The 14,975-nt window shown below is 67.8% G+C and carries 11 protein-coding genes; 10 read left to right on the forward strand and 1 reads right to left on the reverse strand.

Going from position 1 to position 14,975, the window contains the following annotated elements; all coding sequences use genetic code 11:
• Positions 1 to 16: 16 nt before the first annotated feature.
• From ASF28_RS04200 to ASF28_RS04245, 10 genes are all read left to right on the forward strand, one after another.
• The gene (locus tag ASF28_RS04200; protein WP_082475993.1) at positions 17 to 2,401 is read left to right on the forward strand and encodes a type IA DNA topoisomerase; all 2,385 of its coding nucleotides are present in this window, start codon (positions 17 to 19) and stop codon (positions 2,399 to 2,401) included.
• An 896-nt stretch (positions 2,402 to 3,297) separates the two neighbouring features.
• Entirely contained in the window at positions 3,298 to 3,387 is a 90-nt protein-coding gene (locus ASF28_RS04205) for a K(+)-transporting ATPase subunit F (protein ID WP_036267122.1), read from the forward strand.
• A gap of 26 nt (positions 3,388 to 3,413) precedes the next feature.
• Positions 3,414 to 5,129: a potassium-transporting ATPase subunit KdpA gene (gene kdpA, locus ASF28_RS04210; protein ID WP_056088055.1), complete on the forward strand. Its 1,716-nt coding sequence runs from the start codon at positions 3,414 to 3,416 to the stop codon at positions 5,127 to 5,129.
• 1 nt (position 5,130) lies between these two features.
• Entirely contained in the window at positions 5,131 to 5,346 is a 216-nt protein-coding gene (locus tag ASF28_RS04215; RefSeq protein ID WP_157085349.1) for a hypothetical protein, read from the forward strand.
• Positions 5,347 to 5,408: 62 nt separating this feature from the next.
• Positions 5,409 to 7,502: a potassium-transporting ATPase subunit KdpB gene (gene kdpB / locus ASF28_RS04220; RefSeq protein WP_056088061.1), complete on the forward strand. Its 2,094-nt coding sequence runs from the start codon at positions 5,409 to 5,411 to the stop codon at positions 7,500 to 7,502.
• 34 nt (positions 7,503 to 7,536) lie between these two features.
• Positions 7,537 to 8,142: a K(+)-transporting ATPase subunit C gene (locus ASF28_RS04225; protein WP_056088063.1), complete on the forward strand. Its 606-nt coding sequence runs from the start codon at positions 7,537 to 7,539 to the stop codon at positions 8,140 to 8,142.
• A gap of 9 nt (positions 8,143 to 8,151) precedes the next feature.
• Positions 8,152 to 10,887: a sensor histidine kinase gene (locus ASF28_RS04230; protein WP_056088066.1), complete on the forward strand. Its 2,736-nt coding sequence runs from the start codon at positions 8,152 to 8,154 to the stop codon at positions 10,885 to 10,887.
• Positions 10,884 to 11,579, forward strand: a complete 696-nt coding sequence (locus ASF28_RS04235) for a response regulator transcription factor (RefSeq protein WP_056088069.1) — start codon at positions 10,884 to 10,886, stop codon at positions 11,577 to 11,579. Before ASF28_RS04230 ends, ASF28_RS04235 begins: the two co-directional genes overlap by 4 nt.
• 94 nt (positions 11,580 to 11,673) lie before the next feature.
• Entirely contained in the window at positions 11,674 to 12,168 is a 495-nt protein-coding gene (locus ASF28_RS04240) for a PTS sugar transporter subunit IIA (protein ID WP_244474886.1), read from the forward strand.
• A gap of 479 nt (positions 12,169 to 12,647) precedes the next feature.
• Positions 12,648 to 13,670 carry a zinc-binding alcohol dehydrogenase family protein gene (locus ASF28_RS04245; RefSeq protein ID WP_056088075.1) on the forward strand — a complete coding sequence of 341 codons (1,023 nt, stop codon included), beginning with the start codon at positions 12,648 to 12,650 and terminating at the stop codon, positions 13,668 to 13,670.
• A gap of 215 nt (positions 13,671 to 13,885) precedes the next feature.
• Here the strand turns inward: ASF28_RS04245 and ASF28_RS04250 are convergent, their stop codons facing one another.
• A complete protein-coding gene (locus ASF28_RS04250) occupies positions 13,886 to 14,944 on the reverse strand; it encodes an SDR family oxidoreductase (protein WP_056088078.1) in 1,059 nt (352 codons plus the stop codon).
• Positions 14,945 to 14,975: the final 31 nt, after the last annotated feature.

Here is a 14,975-nt window from a genome sequence, read left to right on the forward strand (position 1 = left end):
CCGGCGCGCGTTGGCCATGACCGCCCTGAGCACTGGCCGCACGCTTTTCTTCTTCGAGAAGCCCTCGGCGATGCGTCAGCTTCAGCGGTTCTTCCGCTCGCCGAACACCGTGTGCGTTGCCGCTGAAGGGCACCTGCTTACTGTCCAGGAGCCAGGAAGCATCCGGCCCGAGTGGAAGCCATGGCGGTTCGACGCGCTGCCCATTGTGCTTGATACGATTCCGGTTAGTTGCGGCCAGAACCGCTCGGGGCAGTCGCACGCGCCGAAACTCGCGGCGATCCGTCAGGCGCTAAAGGGTGTCGAGCGCGTCATCATCGCCACCGATCCCGGCCGCGAGGGTTCGATGATCGCCTGGGAGGTGCTGGAGCACCTCGGCTGGCGCGGGCGTGTGGACCGACTGAAGCTCGGTGCCCTCGACGAGGTCTCGATCCGGCGTGCCTTCGCAGCCCTGGCGAAGGAGCCGGCATCGGGTGATCAGGATTATGCCGCCTACCTGGAGGCGCTCTGTCGGCAATACGAGGACTATCTCCTTGGGCTGAATGGCACCCGGGCGATCTCCCTGAGGCTGCGACCGCCCGCCTTTCGCGAACCCTGGCGTTTTGGCGGAGTACAGACCCCGACGCTCGCCATCCTGGCCAATCTCGAGGACCGCATTCGCGCTTTCGTCCCGCAGGACTTCTTCAAGATCGCGCTTCACCTCATCACCGACACCGGCGCGGCCTTGACCCTATGGCACGCCCCAAAGGAGCGCATCCTCGATCCGGGCATCGCCGAGGCGATCAGGCAGGCGGCAGCGACGTGGTCAGGCCTGCTGAAGATCGAGCAAAAGGACGTGCGGCGCTCGCCGCCGCGCCTGTTCTCAAAGGACACGCTGGCGCGGCGATGCGCCAAACGATTCGGCTGGGATCCGCAACACACGGCCTCGCTGGCCCAGGAGCTCTACGACCAAGGCTACCTCAGTTACCCGCGTACCGAATCGGAGTACCTGCCCGAGGGCCAGACCGGCGATGCGGCTGCCATCGTGGCCGCAGTCACGGGTGTGTTTCCCGAACTCCCCAGCCTCTTCCCAGGGAGCTTCCGGCCGGTGATCCGCCGGGGTACCAAGGGGCATTACGTCAAGGATCCGGGCGAGCATCACGCCATCGTCCCTCTCCGCAAGGTGCCGGCCCGCGAGCGCCTGTCGGTCGAACAGTTCCGCCTCTACGAACTCGTCGCCAAGGCTTACCTTGCCGCGCACCTGCCCGACGGTATCGATGCCCGCACCGGCATCTCGGCAGATGTCTCGACGCCCATCGGCGCGAAGCATTTCTCGGTGAGTGGCAGCGTCGTGCGCGATGCCGGTTGGCGGGCCATCTACGGTGGCGAGGCCGACGCCGAGACCGATGTCGTACCGGGCAAGGTACGGCGCGATCAGGAAGTCCCGCTCGTCCGCTTACCCTCTGTGCGGGACGGTGAGGCTGCATCGGCAACCGCTACCGAGATCACCACGTCCGTGACAGAACCGCCCCGGCGTATCACGCGCGGCGAACTGCCCGTGGTCATGGGGCGTCTCATCGATCAGGTCGAGGATCCCGACGCGAAGCGAGCCTTGGAGAACCCGGTCAACCCGAACGAGCCGAAGGGGCTCGGAACGGCCGCAACCCGCGACGCGATCCTGCCCAAGCTTCTGAAGAGCCACTACATCGCGCTTGGCACCGGCAAGGATCCGGCCATCGAAGTCACCGGCGTCGGGCTCGCCTTCATCACGGCCGTGAGGCAGGTGTTTCCCACGTACGGCGATCCGGTCGGCCGGGCCCTGTTCGAGGCGGATCTGGCCGAGATCGGGCAGGCTCCCAACCGGGTTGAGGCCCAACGTCGTGCCGGCGCTTTCCAAGAGCGGACCCGCACCCGTTTGGACGACCTGATCCGGGCGATATCGAAAGCCAACGTGATCGAACTCGATCCGAGTCTGACCCCTCCCAAGGGCGGTGATGACCGGCCGCCGACCCCCGCCATGGTGTCGTTCGCCGTCTCCTTGGCCAAGCGATCAGGGATGAGACTACCACGCGGGTGCAAAACCAGCATGAGCGTATGCCGAGCCTTCCTCGATACCCAAGCGGGGTCACGGACAGCGCAGGAAGAGAATGGAAGTGAGCCGAATACCTCTCGGGCTCCAAGCGAGGCCATGGTGCGCTATGCTCGAAGCTTGGCTGAGCAGCAGGGCAAAGCCTGCCCACCTGAGGTCGAGGCCAACTTCGACGCCTGCCGCCGTTTCCTTGATGCGGGTACTCCGGTGATCCGACATCCAACGGGGAAATCACAGCGAACGAAGCGGACGGGCAAGCCCCCGACAGATGGACCAGCCCGACGCGAAACCGGAGCGATCAAACGGAAACCCAGCACCCGTCGTCGAATGCCGTAGGGGCCGCTCGCAAATGGAATGGTGCCAACAAACGGCCCTTGGCCACCGTATGGAATTCGGCCGCACCTGATTCGAGCTAGCTTGGTGGAAGGGCGTGATTTTAATCCGTCCCCGCCAGCGCGGATGAGTACGTCACTGCGCGATAAGCTTCCAGATCCGCCCAGTAATCACTATCGACCCAACCTCGTTATTAGACGTTCGACTGCTCCGTTTTAAAAGCGGATATTTGTTGCCACTGACGTTCATGTGGACATTTGGCGGAATCTGTCGCTCGGCCGACGGCATAAAATTTTTATGCCGAAGTCTCCCGCTCCCCTCGAACCCTTATGCCGATTCGAGGATCGTCGCAGGCCGCCCCAAGAGGGTTCAAGGCGCTCGACTCCTTCGATGAACCTTATCCGCTGAGGACCGGCCCCGGCCGATAGACCCGGTGCCATATGTCGATCCTCACACCCGTCCGGCCTGCAGCCTCTGCGCTTCCGGTGCCTGGGATGCGGGACCCTCCTCCATGGCTATCACCTCGGAAGCCATGGCGTCGTTCAGGGCGACCGTTCGACGTGGCAGACGGATTGCCGCGGGCCGCCCAGGCAGGCTGCCCCCTCGGGTGCACCGAGTTCCGTCTCACCCTGCGCCAGGCCATGCCCGCGAACTGAACGACCCCCGTTCCAGGGCCGGGCAGCGATCCTCATGCGATCCTTATAAGATCGTCCTCGCTTCCGTCTCGAACCCTAATGCGGTTCGCGTCCACATTGGACCCGGGCGAGACCGGTCATGCATCGGCCCCCGAACCGAAACGGACCGACCATGCTCGACATCGTCTACATCGCGACGGGGCTCGCCTTCTTCGCCTTGGCCGCCGGCTACGCCGTCCTCTGCGAACGCCTCTGAGGCCCGCCATGACCCTCGACCTGACGCTTGGCGCCCTCGTGACCCTGGGGCTGCTCGGATACCTCACCTACGCCCTCGTCCGCCCCGAGCGGTTCTGAAGGAACGGCTCCCAGGAAGACTTGCCATGACAATCAACGGCTGGATCCAGATCGCGTTGTTCTGCGCGGTCGTGCTCGCGCTCGCCCGACCGCTCGGCGGCTACATGACCCGTGTCTTCACGGGTGAACGAACCTTCCTCTCGCCCGTGCTTGCACCCGTCGAGCGCGGGCTCTACCGCGTCGCCGGCATCAACGCCGCCCAGGAGCAGCACTGGCTGGCCTACGCCCAGTCCATGCTGGCCTTCCACGTCCTCGGCTTCCTCGCCCTGTACGCGCTGCTGCGTCTCCAGGCGGTCCTGCCGCTCAACCCGGACGGGCAATCGGCGGTCGCGCCGGACCTCGCGTTCAACACCGCGACGAGTTTCGTCACCAACACGAACTGGCAGTCCTACGGCGGCGAGACGACGATGTCGTACCTCACGCAGATGCTGGGGCTGACCCACCAGAACTTCCTGTCCGCCGCCACCGGCATCGCGCTGGCCGTAGCCTTGGTGCGGGGCTTCTCGCGGGCTTCGGCCTACACGGTGGGCTCGTTCTGGGTCGATCTCACCCGCACGACCCTCTACGTGTTGCTGCCGCTCTGCATGGCGCTGACGCTGTTCTACGTCTGGCAGGGCATTCCCCAGACGCTCGGCGGCGCCGTCGAGGTGACGACCCTGGAAGGCGCCAAGCAGACCCTCGCGGTCGGCCCGGTCGCGAGCCAAGTCGCCATCAAGATGCTCGGCACCAACGGCGGCGGCTTCTTCAACGTCAACGCCGCGCACCCATTCGAGAACCCGACCGCGCTCTCGAACTTCGTCCAGATCGTCTCGATCTTCGCCATCGGCGCGGCGATGACCAACGTCTTCGGTCGCATGGTCGGCGACGAGCGCCAGGGCTGGGCGATCCTGTCCGCCATGGGCGTGCTGTTCCTCGCCGGCACGGCTTTGGTCTACTGGGCCGAGAGCGCCGGTAGCCCCGTCCTGAACGCGTTCGGTCTCACCGGCGGCAACATGGAGGGCAAGGAGGTCCGGTTCGGAATTCTCGCCTCGGCCTTGTTCGCGGCCGTCACCACGGCGGCGTCCTGCGGCGCGGTCAATGCCATGCACGACAGCTTCACGGCGCTGGGCGGCATGATCCCGATGATCAACATGCAGCTCGGCGAGATCATCGTCGGCGGCGTCGGCGCCGGCCTCTACGGCATCCTCGTCTTCGTCATCGTCACGATCTTCGTCGCCGGCCTCATGGTCGGGCGCAGCCCGGAATACCTCGGCAAGAAGATCGAGGGCCGTGAGGTCAAGATGGCGATGCTCGCCATCCTGTGCCTGCCCCTGATGATGCTCGGCTTCACGGCGCTCGCCACCGTGGTCGCCGCTGGCCTCGCGGGACCGGCCAATGCCGGCCCGCACGGCTTCTCGGAGATCCTCTACGCCTTCACGTCGGCGGCGGCGAACAACGGCTCAGCCTTCGGCGGGCTCACGGCCAACACGGCCTTCTACAACACCACCCTCGGCCTCGGCATGCTGTTCGGGCGGTTCTTCGTCATCGTGCCGGCGCTCGCCATCGCCGGGTCGCTCGCGGCCAAGAAGACCGTGCCGGCCTCGGCCGGGACCTTCCCGACCCATGGCGGCCTGTTCATCGGGCTGCTGGTGGGCGTGATCCTCATCGTCGGCGGCCTGACCTTCTTCCCGGCCCTGGCCCTCGGACCCATCGTCGAGCACCTCGCCGGCGGCCTCGGTCAGACCTTCGCGGCGGGGGGCTGAGATGCGGCACGCCATGGTGCCGTCCCGCAATCGCGTCGCCATGCGGCGCGCCCTGACCCGCCACCGACCTCGGTCCCAACCCTGGAGCCGGATCGGTCGCGACCGGAAGGACGTCCGGCTCTCGGACGTCATCCTCGCCATGCTCGGCCTGACCATGCTCGGCGCCCTCGGCCTGATGGCCGGGGCCGCCCTCCTCGGCAGTGCGCTCGCGCCCTGAACCCCACTCGACGGCGCGGGATCGCGCCGCCCCCCGAGACGTCTCCCAATCGGACAACCGCAATGGCCCGCCCAAACTCGACCAGCCTGTTCAGTGCCGCCCTCGTCGGGCCGGCGCTGGTCGGCGCCCTGACCAAGCTCGACCCGCGAAAGATGATCAAGAACCCGGTCATGTTCGTGGTCGAGGTCGTGGCCGCGCTGACCACCGTCCTGTTCATCCGTGACGTCGCCACCGGCGGCGCCAACCTCGCCTTCTCCGGCCAGATCATCCTCTGGCTCTGGTTCACGGTGCTGTTCGCCAACTTCGCCGAGGCCATCGCCGAGGGACGCGGCAAGGCCCAGGCCGACAGCCTGCGCCGCACCCGCACCGAGACCATGGCCAAGCGCCTCAAGGGTTCCGGCCGGGAGTTCGAAACCATCCCCGGCAACGACCTCAAGGTCGGCGACGTGGTTCTGGTCGAGGCCGGCGACATCATCCCATCGGATGGAGAGGTCATCCTCGGCGTCGCCTCGGTCAACGAGGCGGCCATCACCGGCGAATCCGCCCCCGTGATCCGCGAGTCGGGCGGCGACCGCTCGGCCGTGACCGGCGGCACGCAGGTGCTCTCCGATGAGATCCGCGTCCGCATCACGGCGGCCGCCGGCTCGACCTTTGTCGACCGGATGATTGCCCTGGTGGAGGGCGCCTCGCGGCAGAAGACCCCGAACGAGATCGCGCTGAACATCCTGCTCGCCGGCCTCACCATCATCTTCGTCTTCGCCGTCGCCTCGATCCCGAGCTTCGCCTCCTATGCCGGCGGCGCGATCCCGCTGATTGTGCTGGTCGCCCTGTTCGTGACCCTGATCCCCACCACCATCGGCGCGCTCCTCTCCGCCATCGGCATCGCCGGCATGGACCGGCTCGTCCGCTTCAACGTCCTCGCCCTGTCGGGCCGGGCCGTGGAAGCGGCGGGCGACGTCGACACCCTGCTGCTGGACAAGACCGGCACCATCACGCTCGGCAACCGCCAGGCCACGGAGTTCCGCCCCGCGCGCGGCGTCACCGATCAGGACCTCGCCGATGCGGCCCAGCTGGCGTCCCTGGCCGACGAGACCCCCGAGGGCCGCTCCATCGTGGTGCTGGCCAAGGAGAAGTACGGCCTCCGGGCCCGCGACATGGCGGGCTTGAACGCCACCTTCGTGCCGTTCACCGCCCAGACCCGGATGAGCGGCGTCGACCTCGACGGCGCCGCCATCCGCAAAGGCGCGGTCGATTCGATCATCGCGTCGGTGAGCCGGCCGCCGATGGCGACGCGCGGGTCGAACGCGGCCCTGGCCTACAGCCCGGGTGTCGCCGCCGAGACCGTGCGCGAGATCCAGGCCATCGCCGAGGACATCGCCCGAGCCGGCGGCACGCCGCTGGCGGTCTCCCGCGACGGGCAACTGCTCGGGGTGATCTGCCTCAAGGACATCGTGAAGGGCGGCATCCGCGAGCGCTTCGCCGAGCTGCGCCGGATGGGCATCCGCACCGTCATGATCACCGGCGACAACCCCATGACCGCGGCCGCCATCGCGGCGGAGGCCGGCGTCGACGACTTCCTCGCCCAGGCGACCCCGGAGGACAAGCTCGCGCTCATCCGCAAGGAGCAGGCGGAAGGAAAGCTCGTCGCCATGTGCGGCGACGGCACCAACGACGCCCCGGCGCTGGCCCAGGCCGATGTCGGCGTGGCCATGAACACCGGCACGGTGGCGGCGCGCGAGGCCGGCAACATGGTCGACCTCGACAGCGACCCGACCAAGCTCATCGAGATCGTCGGCATCGGCAAGCAGCTGCTGATGACCCGTGGCGCCCTGACGACCTTCTCCATCGCCAACGACGTCGCCAAGTACTTCGCCATCATCCCGGCGATGTTCCTGGTGCTCTACCCGCAGCTCGAGGCGCTCAACATCATGGGTCTCGCCTCGCCCGAGAGCGCGATCCTCTCGGCCATCATCTTCAACGCGCTCATCATCGTCGTGCTGATCCCGCTGGCGCTGAAGGGCGTGTCCTACCGGGCTGTCGGGGCCGGCGCCCTCCTGCGCCGAAACCTCCTGATCTACGGCCTCGGCGGCATCCTCGTGCCCTTCGTCGGCATCAAGGCCATCGATCTCGCCGTCACCGCCCTGCACCTCGTCTGAGCCGCCGCCGCACGCCACCTTCGGGACCATCGTCATGTCGAACCAGCTTCGCCCCGCCCTCGTCCTGCTGATCGCCCTGACGGCGCTCACGGGGCTCGCCTATCCCCTCGCGATGACCGGCATCGCGGGGGCGATCTTCCCGGCCAAGGCCGCCGGCAGCCTCATCGAGCGCGATGGCAAGGTCGTCGGTTCCAGCCTGATCGGGCAGTCCTTCACCAGCGACCGCTACTTCCAGGGCCGCCCCTCGGCGACGAGCGCCGCCGACCCAGCCGACGCCACCAAGACGGTGCCGGAGCCCTACAACGCGGCGAACTCCTCGGGCTCGAACTTCGGTCCCTCCAGCGCCGCATTGGCCGAACGGGTGAAGGCGGATCTCGCAGCCCGCCAAGCCGAGAACCCGGGCAAGTCCGTGCCGGTCGACCTCGTCACCACCAGCGGCTCGGGTCTCGACCCGGATGTCTCGCCCGAAGCCGCCCTGTTTCAGGTTCCTCGCGTCGCTAAGGCACGTAACCTCTCGGAGGATCAGGTGCGCATCCTCGTCGACTCTCAGGTCCAGGATCGCCTGCTCGGCCTCCTCGGCGAGCCGCGGGTGAACGTGCTCGCCCTTAACCTCGCCCTGGACAACCTCGGTTCCAAGTAACATCGCCGGATGAGCATCCTGACCACGACGACCCCGCGCCACGATCCCGACCGTCCCTCGCCCGACGCGCTGCTCCAGGCGGCACGACGTGAGGAAGGCGGACGGGGGCACCTCAAGATCTTCCTCGGGGCGGCCCCGGGGGTCGGCAAGACCTACGAAATGCTCACCGTTGGCCGCGCCCGGCTCAAGGCCGGGGCGGATGTGGTCGTCGGCGTGGTGGAGACGCATGGGCGCGCCGAGACCTTGGCGCTCGTCGAAGGTTTCGAGGTACTGGGCCGGCGCTCGGTCGCCTACCACGGCGCGGCGCTCGACGAGATGGACCTCGACGCGATCCTGGCCCGCCAGCCGGCGCTCGCCCTCGTGGACGAGCTCGCCCACACCAACGCGCCCGGATCACGCCACCCCAAGCGCTATCAAGATGTCGAGGAACTGCTCGACGCCGGCATCGACGTCTACACCACCCTCAACATCCAGCACGTCGAGAGCCTCAACGACGTCGTCGCGCAGATCACCCGCATCCGGGTGCGCGAGACCGTGCCCGACGGCATCCTCGACCGGGCCGACGACATCGAGGTGGTCGACCTCAACCCGGACGACCTGATCCAGCGCCTGCGCGACGGCAAGGTCTACGTGAAGGGCAACGCCGAGCGGGCCCTCAAGCACTACTTTTCGCGGGGCAACCTGACGGCCCTGCGAGAGCTCGCCCTACGAAGGACCGCCGACCGCGTCGATGACGAACTCCTCAGCCACATGCGGGCCAACGCCATCGCGGGCCCCTGGGGTGCCGGCGAGCGAGTGCTGGTCTGCATCAGCGAGGACCCGCACTCGGCCGGCCTCGTTCGCCATGCCAAGCGCCTCGCTGACCGGCTGCACGCGCCCTGGACCGCCATCACCGTCGAGGGCCCACGAAGCCTCTCCCTCGACGAGGCCGCCCGCGACCGCATCGCCGATACCTTGCGCCTCGCCGACAGGCTGGGGGGAGACGCCGTGACCTTGCCGGGCAGCCGACGCGTCGCCGACGACATCCTAGCCTTCGCCCGCTCGACCAACGTCAACCACATCATCCTCGGCAAGGCCGACCGGTCCGCGCTGTTCGAGCTCCTCAACGGCTCGGTGGTGCACGACCTCGTCCGACGCTCGGGCAACATCAGCATCCACGTCATCACCGGAGAGGCGACCAAGGCCGATCCGGTCCCGGCGAAGACGGTCGCCACCGCGCCGGCCAAGCCGGCCTTCGAGATCCTACCTTATCTCGTCGGGACCCTCGCCACGGTCGCGGCCCTCGGGCTCGCCCTCGTGGTTGAGCCGTATCTCGGCGTGGAGAACGCCGATCTAATCCTCCTCAGCGCCATCGTCGCGGTCGCGGTGCGCTCCGGGCTGGGACCTTCGCTCCTCGCCGTGGTCATCGGCTCGCTGTCCTACGACTTCTTCTTCCTGCCGCCGGTCTACACCTTCACCATCACCGATCCGACCAACGTCGCCGCCTTCGTGCTGTTCACGGTGGTGGCCTTCGTCGTCTCGAACCTCGCCGCGCGGTCGCGCCAGGAGGCCCTGGTCTCGCATGGCCGCGCCCGTGCCACGGAGCGGCTCTACGGCTTCAGCCGCAAGCTCGCGGGATGCGCCACCCTCGACGACGTGCTGTGGGCGACCTCCGCCCAGATCGCCGCCATGCTGAGGGTTCGGGTCGTCCTGCTGCTGCCTGAGAACGGTGCGGTCTCGGTCCGGGCCGGCTTCCCGCCCGAGGACACCCTCGACGCGGCCGATCTCGGGGCCGCGACCTGGGCCTTCGACAACGAGCGCCCGGCGGGCCGCGGCGCCGACACCCTGCCGGGGGCCAAGCGCCTGTTCCTGCCGATGCGCACGGGCCGTGGCATCGTCGGGGTCATCGGCCTCGACACCGACGGCACAGGGTCGATCCTCTCGCCCGAGAGCCGGCGTCTGTTCGACGCCCTCGCCGACATGGCGGCGCTCGCCATCGAGCGCGTCCGCCTGGTGGAGGACCTCGACCGGGCCGAACGCGCCGCCGAGACCGACCGGCTGCGCCAGGCCCTGCTCACCTCGATCTCGCACGACCTGCGCACCCCTCTGTCCTCGGTCCTCGGGGCGGCCACCACCCTGCGCGATCTCGACGAGGCGCTGCCGCACGACGCCAAACGGGACCTTCTCGCCACGATCATCGAGGAGTCCGAGCGGCTGAACCGATTCATCGTCAACCTCCTCGACATGACCCGGCTTGAGGCAGGGGCCGTGGCGGCGAGCCTCACGCCGCAGGACATCGGCGAGACTGTCGACACCGCCCTGCGCCGCTTAGGCTCCATCCTCGTCGGTCATCGGGTCGAGCTCGATCTTCCGGCCACCCTGCCGGCCCTGCGCCTCGATCCGGTGCTGTTCGAGCAGGTGCTGGTCAACCTCCTCGACAACGCCGCCAAGTACGCCCCCGAGGGGTCCACCGTCACCGTCAGGGGCTCGGTCGAGCGTGGGCAGGTCCGTCTCACGGTCCTCGACGAGGGCGACGGGTTGCCGGAGGCCGACGTCGAGCGGGTGTTCGACAAGTTCTACCGGGTCCGCAAATCCGACAGCGTCCGGGCCGGGACCGGCCTCGGCCTCGCCATCGCCCGCGGGTTCGTCGAGGCCATGGGCGGCACGCTGACGGCGGGCAACCGCCACGACCGCCTCGGCGCGGTCTTCACCATCCTCCTGCCCGTCCCCCCGGCGGGACACGTTCACTCGGATCTGGCGGCATGAGCATCAGCATCCTCGTCATCGACGACGAGCCGCCGATCCGCAAGCTCCTGCGCATGGGCCTGGCGACCCAGGGCTACGAGACCTTCGAGGCGCCCAACGGACGGACCGCCCTCGACGTCCTGTCCCGTGAGACGGTCGACCTCGTCATCCTCGACCTCGGCCTGCCGGACATGCGCGGGCACGACCTGCTCCGCGTCATCCGCAAGGATTTTCGCGATTTGCCGGTGGTGGTCCTGTCCAGCCGCGACGACGAGGCCGGCAAGGTCGAGGCCCTCGACCTCGGCGCCGACGACTACGTGACCAAGCCCTTCGGCATGGGCGAGCTCCTGGCCCGCATCCGGGCGGCCCTGCGCCATCAGTTGGCCGTCCAGGGCGAGCGCGCCGTGTTCGAGGTCGACGGTCTCAGCGTCGATCTGGTGCGCCGCCTCGTCAGGGTCCGGGGCGCCGAAGTGAAGCTCACGCCACGCGAATACGATTTCCTGCGTGTCCTCATCCAGCATGCCGGCAAGGCCCTGACCCACGCCCAGCTCATGAGCGCAGTCTCGACCTCGTCGGACCCGCAATACCTGAGGGTCTACATGCGCCAGCTTCGCCTCAAGCTGGAGGCGGACCCCGAGCGTCCGCGCATCCTGCTCACCGAGACCGGCGTGGGCTACCGGCTGCGGGCCCCGGACGACGAAGCTCACGCTTGAACTCCCCGCCATCGCCTCAGGGCAAGGTCGACCGACATTCCTCGAATCCCCACCCCGAGGGACCAATGAACGCCCTGCCGGATCCCGACCGCCCGTGACCGAGCCGCACCGAATGGCAATCGACGAATTCCCGTCGCCCGACCATGTCGCCGTCGGTGTTCGCGTCAGCGGCAAGGCCGCGCTCCTGGACGACCTCGCACGTCGGGCCGCCCGGGCGCTCGACCGCGATGCCGCCCCGGTGCGATCAGCCCTGGAAAAGCGGGAGGGACTCGGTTCGACCGGGGTTGGGAACGGCATCGCCTTGCCGCACGCCCGGCTGGAGACCGTCCGGCGTCCCTTCGGGGGCCTGGTTCGCCTTCGCGATCCCGTCGAATTCGATGCCATCGACGAGCGTCCGGTCGACCTCGTCTTCCTCCTGTTGCTCCCGATCAAGGCGCAAGGCTCCCAGCTCAACGCCCTGGCCTGCGTCGCCCGCCGAATGCGCGATCCCAAGGCCGCTGCGGCGATGCGAGGAGCCCGCGATGCCGATGCGCTCCTCTGGATCATGTGTGGCATCCCGGCGGCGCGGCTACGAGCTCCCTGCTGGTGATTTGACGATACTGAATGGTGAGCACCCGGACTGTGCGGGATGGGCGGCAACCGAACCTGGGTCTTTCACCTCGAAGCGGACGTTCCGCATCCGGCCCAACCCGGTCGTCCAAACCGCCGCCAGAGCAACCGCTAAGCGGCCATTCGTCGGCTGCTCGGAGTGCTTGCGCGGGGTGCACGGCCTGCGCTCCCAACGGCTTCGGCGCAGACGCGCGCGGGGGGCGCCCAGGAGGTCCTGCCTTCATGTCAGCTCAGCTCTGCTGCAGAAGAGGACAGGGTGCATATCGACGTCTTGATTTGCTGTCGCCGAATTGCCGATCTTGAAATTCGTTCGGGTCGATACTCCGCCACCGCCTCACGGTCTCACCAGCACGGGCGTGATGTGCGCATCACGCTGCTGCGCCGAAGGAAGCGGCACGCTATGAGACGGTCTAGAACGGCGGCGCGGGGCTGCCCGTTGCGACATCCCGGGAGACACCCATGCGTGCCGTTACCTACACCGAAGGTGCCCGGATCGATGCGCCGGACGCCCTCCTCGACACCACCTTCCCCGATCCCGTGCCGGCTGGGCGCGACCTGCTCGTACGCGTGCAGGCCGTTTCCGTGAACCCAATCGACACCAAGGTACGCCAAGGCGCCTACAAGCAGGGCTGCGAGCCGAAGGTTCTTGGCTGGGATGCGGCCGGAACCGTGGTCTCGGTCGGACCGGACGCGCGCCTGTTCAAGCCCGGCGACGCGGTGTTCTATGCCGGTGCGCTCGACCGGCCGGGCAGCAACGCCGCGTTCCAGTGCGTCGACGAGCGCCTCGTCGGTACCAAGCCAGCCAGCCTCGATTTCGCCGCCGCCGCGGCGCTACCGCTTACCGCGCTCACCGCCTGGGAGATGCTGTTCGATCGCCTCGATGTCGCCAAGCCCGTGCCGGGGGCGGCCCCGGCGATCCTCATCGTCGGCGGGGCCGGCGGTGTCGGCTCCATCGCGATCCAGCTCGCCCGGCAGCTCACCGACCTGACGGTGATCGCTACGGCCTCGCGCCCCGAGACGGCGCAATGGTGCCGGGACCTTGGCGCCCACCACGTGATTGACCATGCGAAGCCCCTCGCCACCGAGGTGGCGGCGCTCGGTCTTCCCGGGGCGCCTGGGTTCGTGTTCGCGACAACGCAGACCGGTGCGCATCTCCCGCAGATCATCGAGCTTCTTGCGCCGCAGGGACGCCTCGGCCCGATTGACGATCCCGAGACCCTGGACGTGATGCCGCTTAAGCCCAAGAGCCTGTCGCTGCACTGGGAGCTGATGTTCACCCGCTCGCTGTTCCAGACCGCCGACATGGAACAGCAGCACGCTATCCTGACCGAGATCGCCCGCCTGATCGATGCGGGACGGCTGCGCACGACGTTGAGCGAGACCTTCGGTCCGATCAACGCCGCCAACCTGGCATGCGCCCACGCGCTCATCGAGAGCGGAAAGGCGAGGGGCAAGGTCGTCCTCGCTGGGTTCAGCGACTAAGCCTACACGCGAAGCGTCCCGGCTCGGAGCTGGGACGCCGGTCTAGCTTGCCCCGGTCCCGGCCGTTCGAGACGACGGAAGCGCCCTCCGACGCGAACCGTTATGCGGTGGCGGCGCCGATGCCGCTTCCGGCACCAGTGATGACAACCCTCTTCTCGAAGCGGGACATGTTCGGCTTCCTTCCTAACGGGTGATGCCGTGGGCGATGCCGGATTTCAGGTGACGGGCGGGATGACCTTCAGGTCGCTCAGGTGCCGGAACTGGTTCCGGAACATGTCTTCGGTGTCGATGCAGGCATGGAATCCGGCATGGCGGGCCTTGATCGTGCTGCTAATGTTGTCGAAGCCGCTGGCGAAGATGAAATCGCCGAAAGGCCACGAAGCCACCTTGTCGTAGGGGATCAGCTGTAGCCCGTGGCGTTCGGTCATTCTATCCCAGAGCGGCCCCTTGTCGGCCATGTAGGTCGCAAGCGGCATCGGGATCGGATCGGCCCAGTCCATGTTGAACATGCGCGCGATCCGCGGCCACATGTGCTGCCAGCGAAAATAGTCGCCGTTGGTGATGTTGAAGATCTCGTTTCGCGCAGCCGGCGTCGTACCGGCCCAGTCGGCGGCCTCGGCCAGGATGTCGGCGGAGCTGACCTGGTAGAGCGCCCGGTAGGCGGCCTCGGTCCCCGGGAAGCGAAGCGGGATGCCGAGTTCCTTCGAGATAGCTGCATAGACGGCGATCACCGTCAGCAGGTTCATCGGGTTGCCGACCGCGAAGCCGCAGACCGCCTCTGGCCGAAGGGCCGTGAACGACCAATCCTTACCCTTCTGGCGCTCACGCAGGAGATCCTCCTGGTCGTAGTAGAAGTTCGGCGGCATCAGGCGCGGGTCATCTTCGCGGGCGGGCGTCTTGAACGGGCCGAGATCGGCGCCGTAGGCCTTGCCGCCTTGGTAGAACGTGACGTGGCACAGGCCCGGTGAGGTCTCCTCGACGACGTCGAGCAGATTGCGCAGGATCGCGACGTTGACCGTGCTCTTCTCGGCGGCGGTCTGCTTTTCGATGTAGGCGCCGAACACGATGTGGGTGACGTCGCGGATGCCGCCGAGGCGGTCCCGAACGTGTCCGGGGTCGAGCAGGTCGACCGAGACCGCCTCGACGTTCGGGACGGACGGCTCGGTCCGTCGCGACAGGCCCAGCACTTGGGTATCGGGTCGAGCAGCGAGGCGAGTGGCTGCGGCGCGGCCGATGACGCCCTGGGCGCCAGCGACGAGGACTTTTCTCTGCATGGTCGGCTCGCTCCTGTTTCCCGTAAGCTGG

The organism is Methylobacterium sp. Leaf99, assembly GCF_001422375.1.
In the GTDB taxonomy this organism is placed as follows: Bacteria; Pseudomonadota; Alphaproteobacteria; order Rhizobiales; family Beijerinckiaceae; genus Methylobacterium.

Bases quoted from the DNA above. Each gene is read 5' to 3' on its own strand.
- ASF28_RS04235 (WP_056088069.1), top strand. From the start codon at position 10,884: ATGAGCATCAGCATCCTCGTCATCGACGACGAGCCGCCGATCCGCAAG.
- ASF28_RS04230 (WP_056088066.1), top strand. From the start codon at position 8,152: ATGAGCATCCTGACCACGACGACCCCGCGCCACGATCCCGACCGTCCC.
- ASF28_RS04250 (WP_056088078.1), bottom strand. From the start codon at position 14,944: ATGCAGAGAAAAGTCCTCGTCGCTGGCGCCCAGGGCGTCATCGGCCGC.
- ASF28_RS04215 (WP_157085349.1), top strand. From the start codon at position 5,131: ATGCGGCACGCCATGGTGCCGTCCCGCAATCGCGTCGCCATGCGGCGC.
- kdpA (WP_056088055.1), top strand. From the start codon at position 3,414: ATGACAATCAACGGCTGGATCCAGATCGCGTTGTTCTGCGCGGTCGTG.
- ASF28_RS04205 (WP_036267122.1), top strand. From the start codon at position 3,298: ATGACCCTCGACCTGACGCTTGGCGCCCTCGTGACCCTGGGGCTGCTC.
- ASF28_RS04200 (WP_082475993.1), top strand. From the start codon at position 17: ATGACCGCCCTGAGCACTGGCCGCACGCTTTTCTTCTTCGAGAAGCCC.
- ASF28_RS04245 (WP_056088075.1), top strand. From the start codon at position 12,648: ATGCGTGCCGTTACCTACACCGAAGGTGCCCGGATCGATGCGCCGGAC.
- ASF28_RS04225 (WP_056088063.1), top strand. From the start codon at position 7,537: ATGTCGAACCAGCTTCGCCCCGCCCTCGTCCTGCTGATCGCCCTGACG.
- kdpB (WP_056088061.1), top strand. From the start codon at position 5,409: ATGGCCCGCCCAAACTCGACCAGCCTGTTCAGTGCCGCCCTCGTCGGG.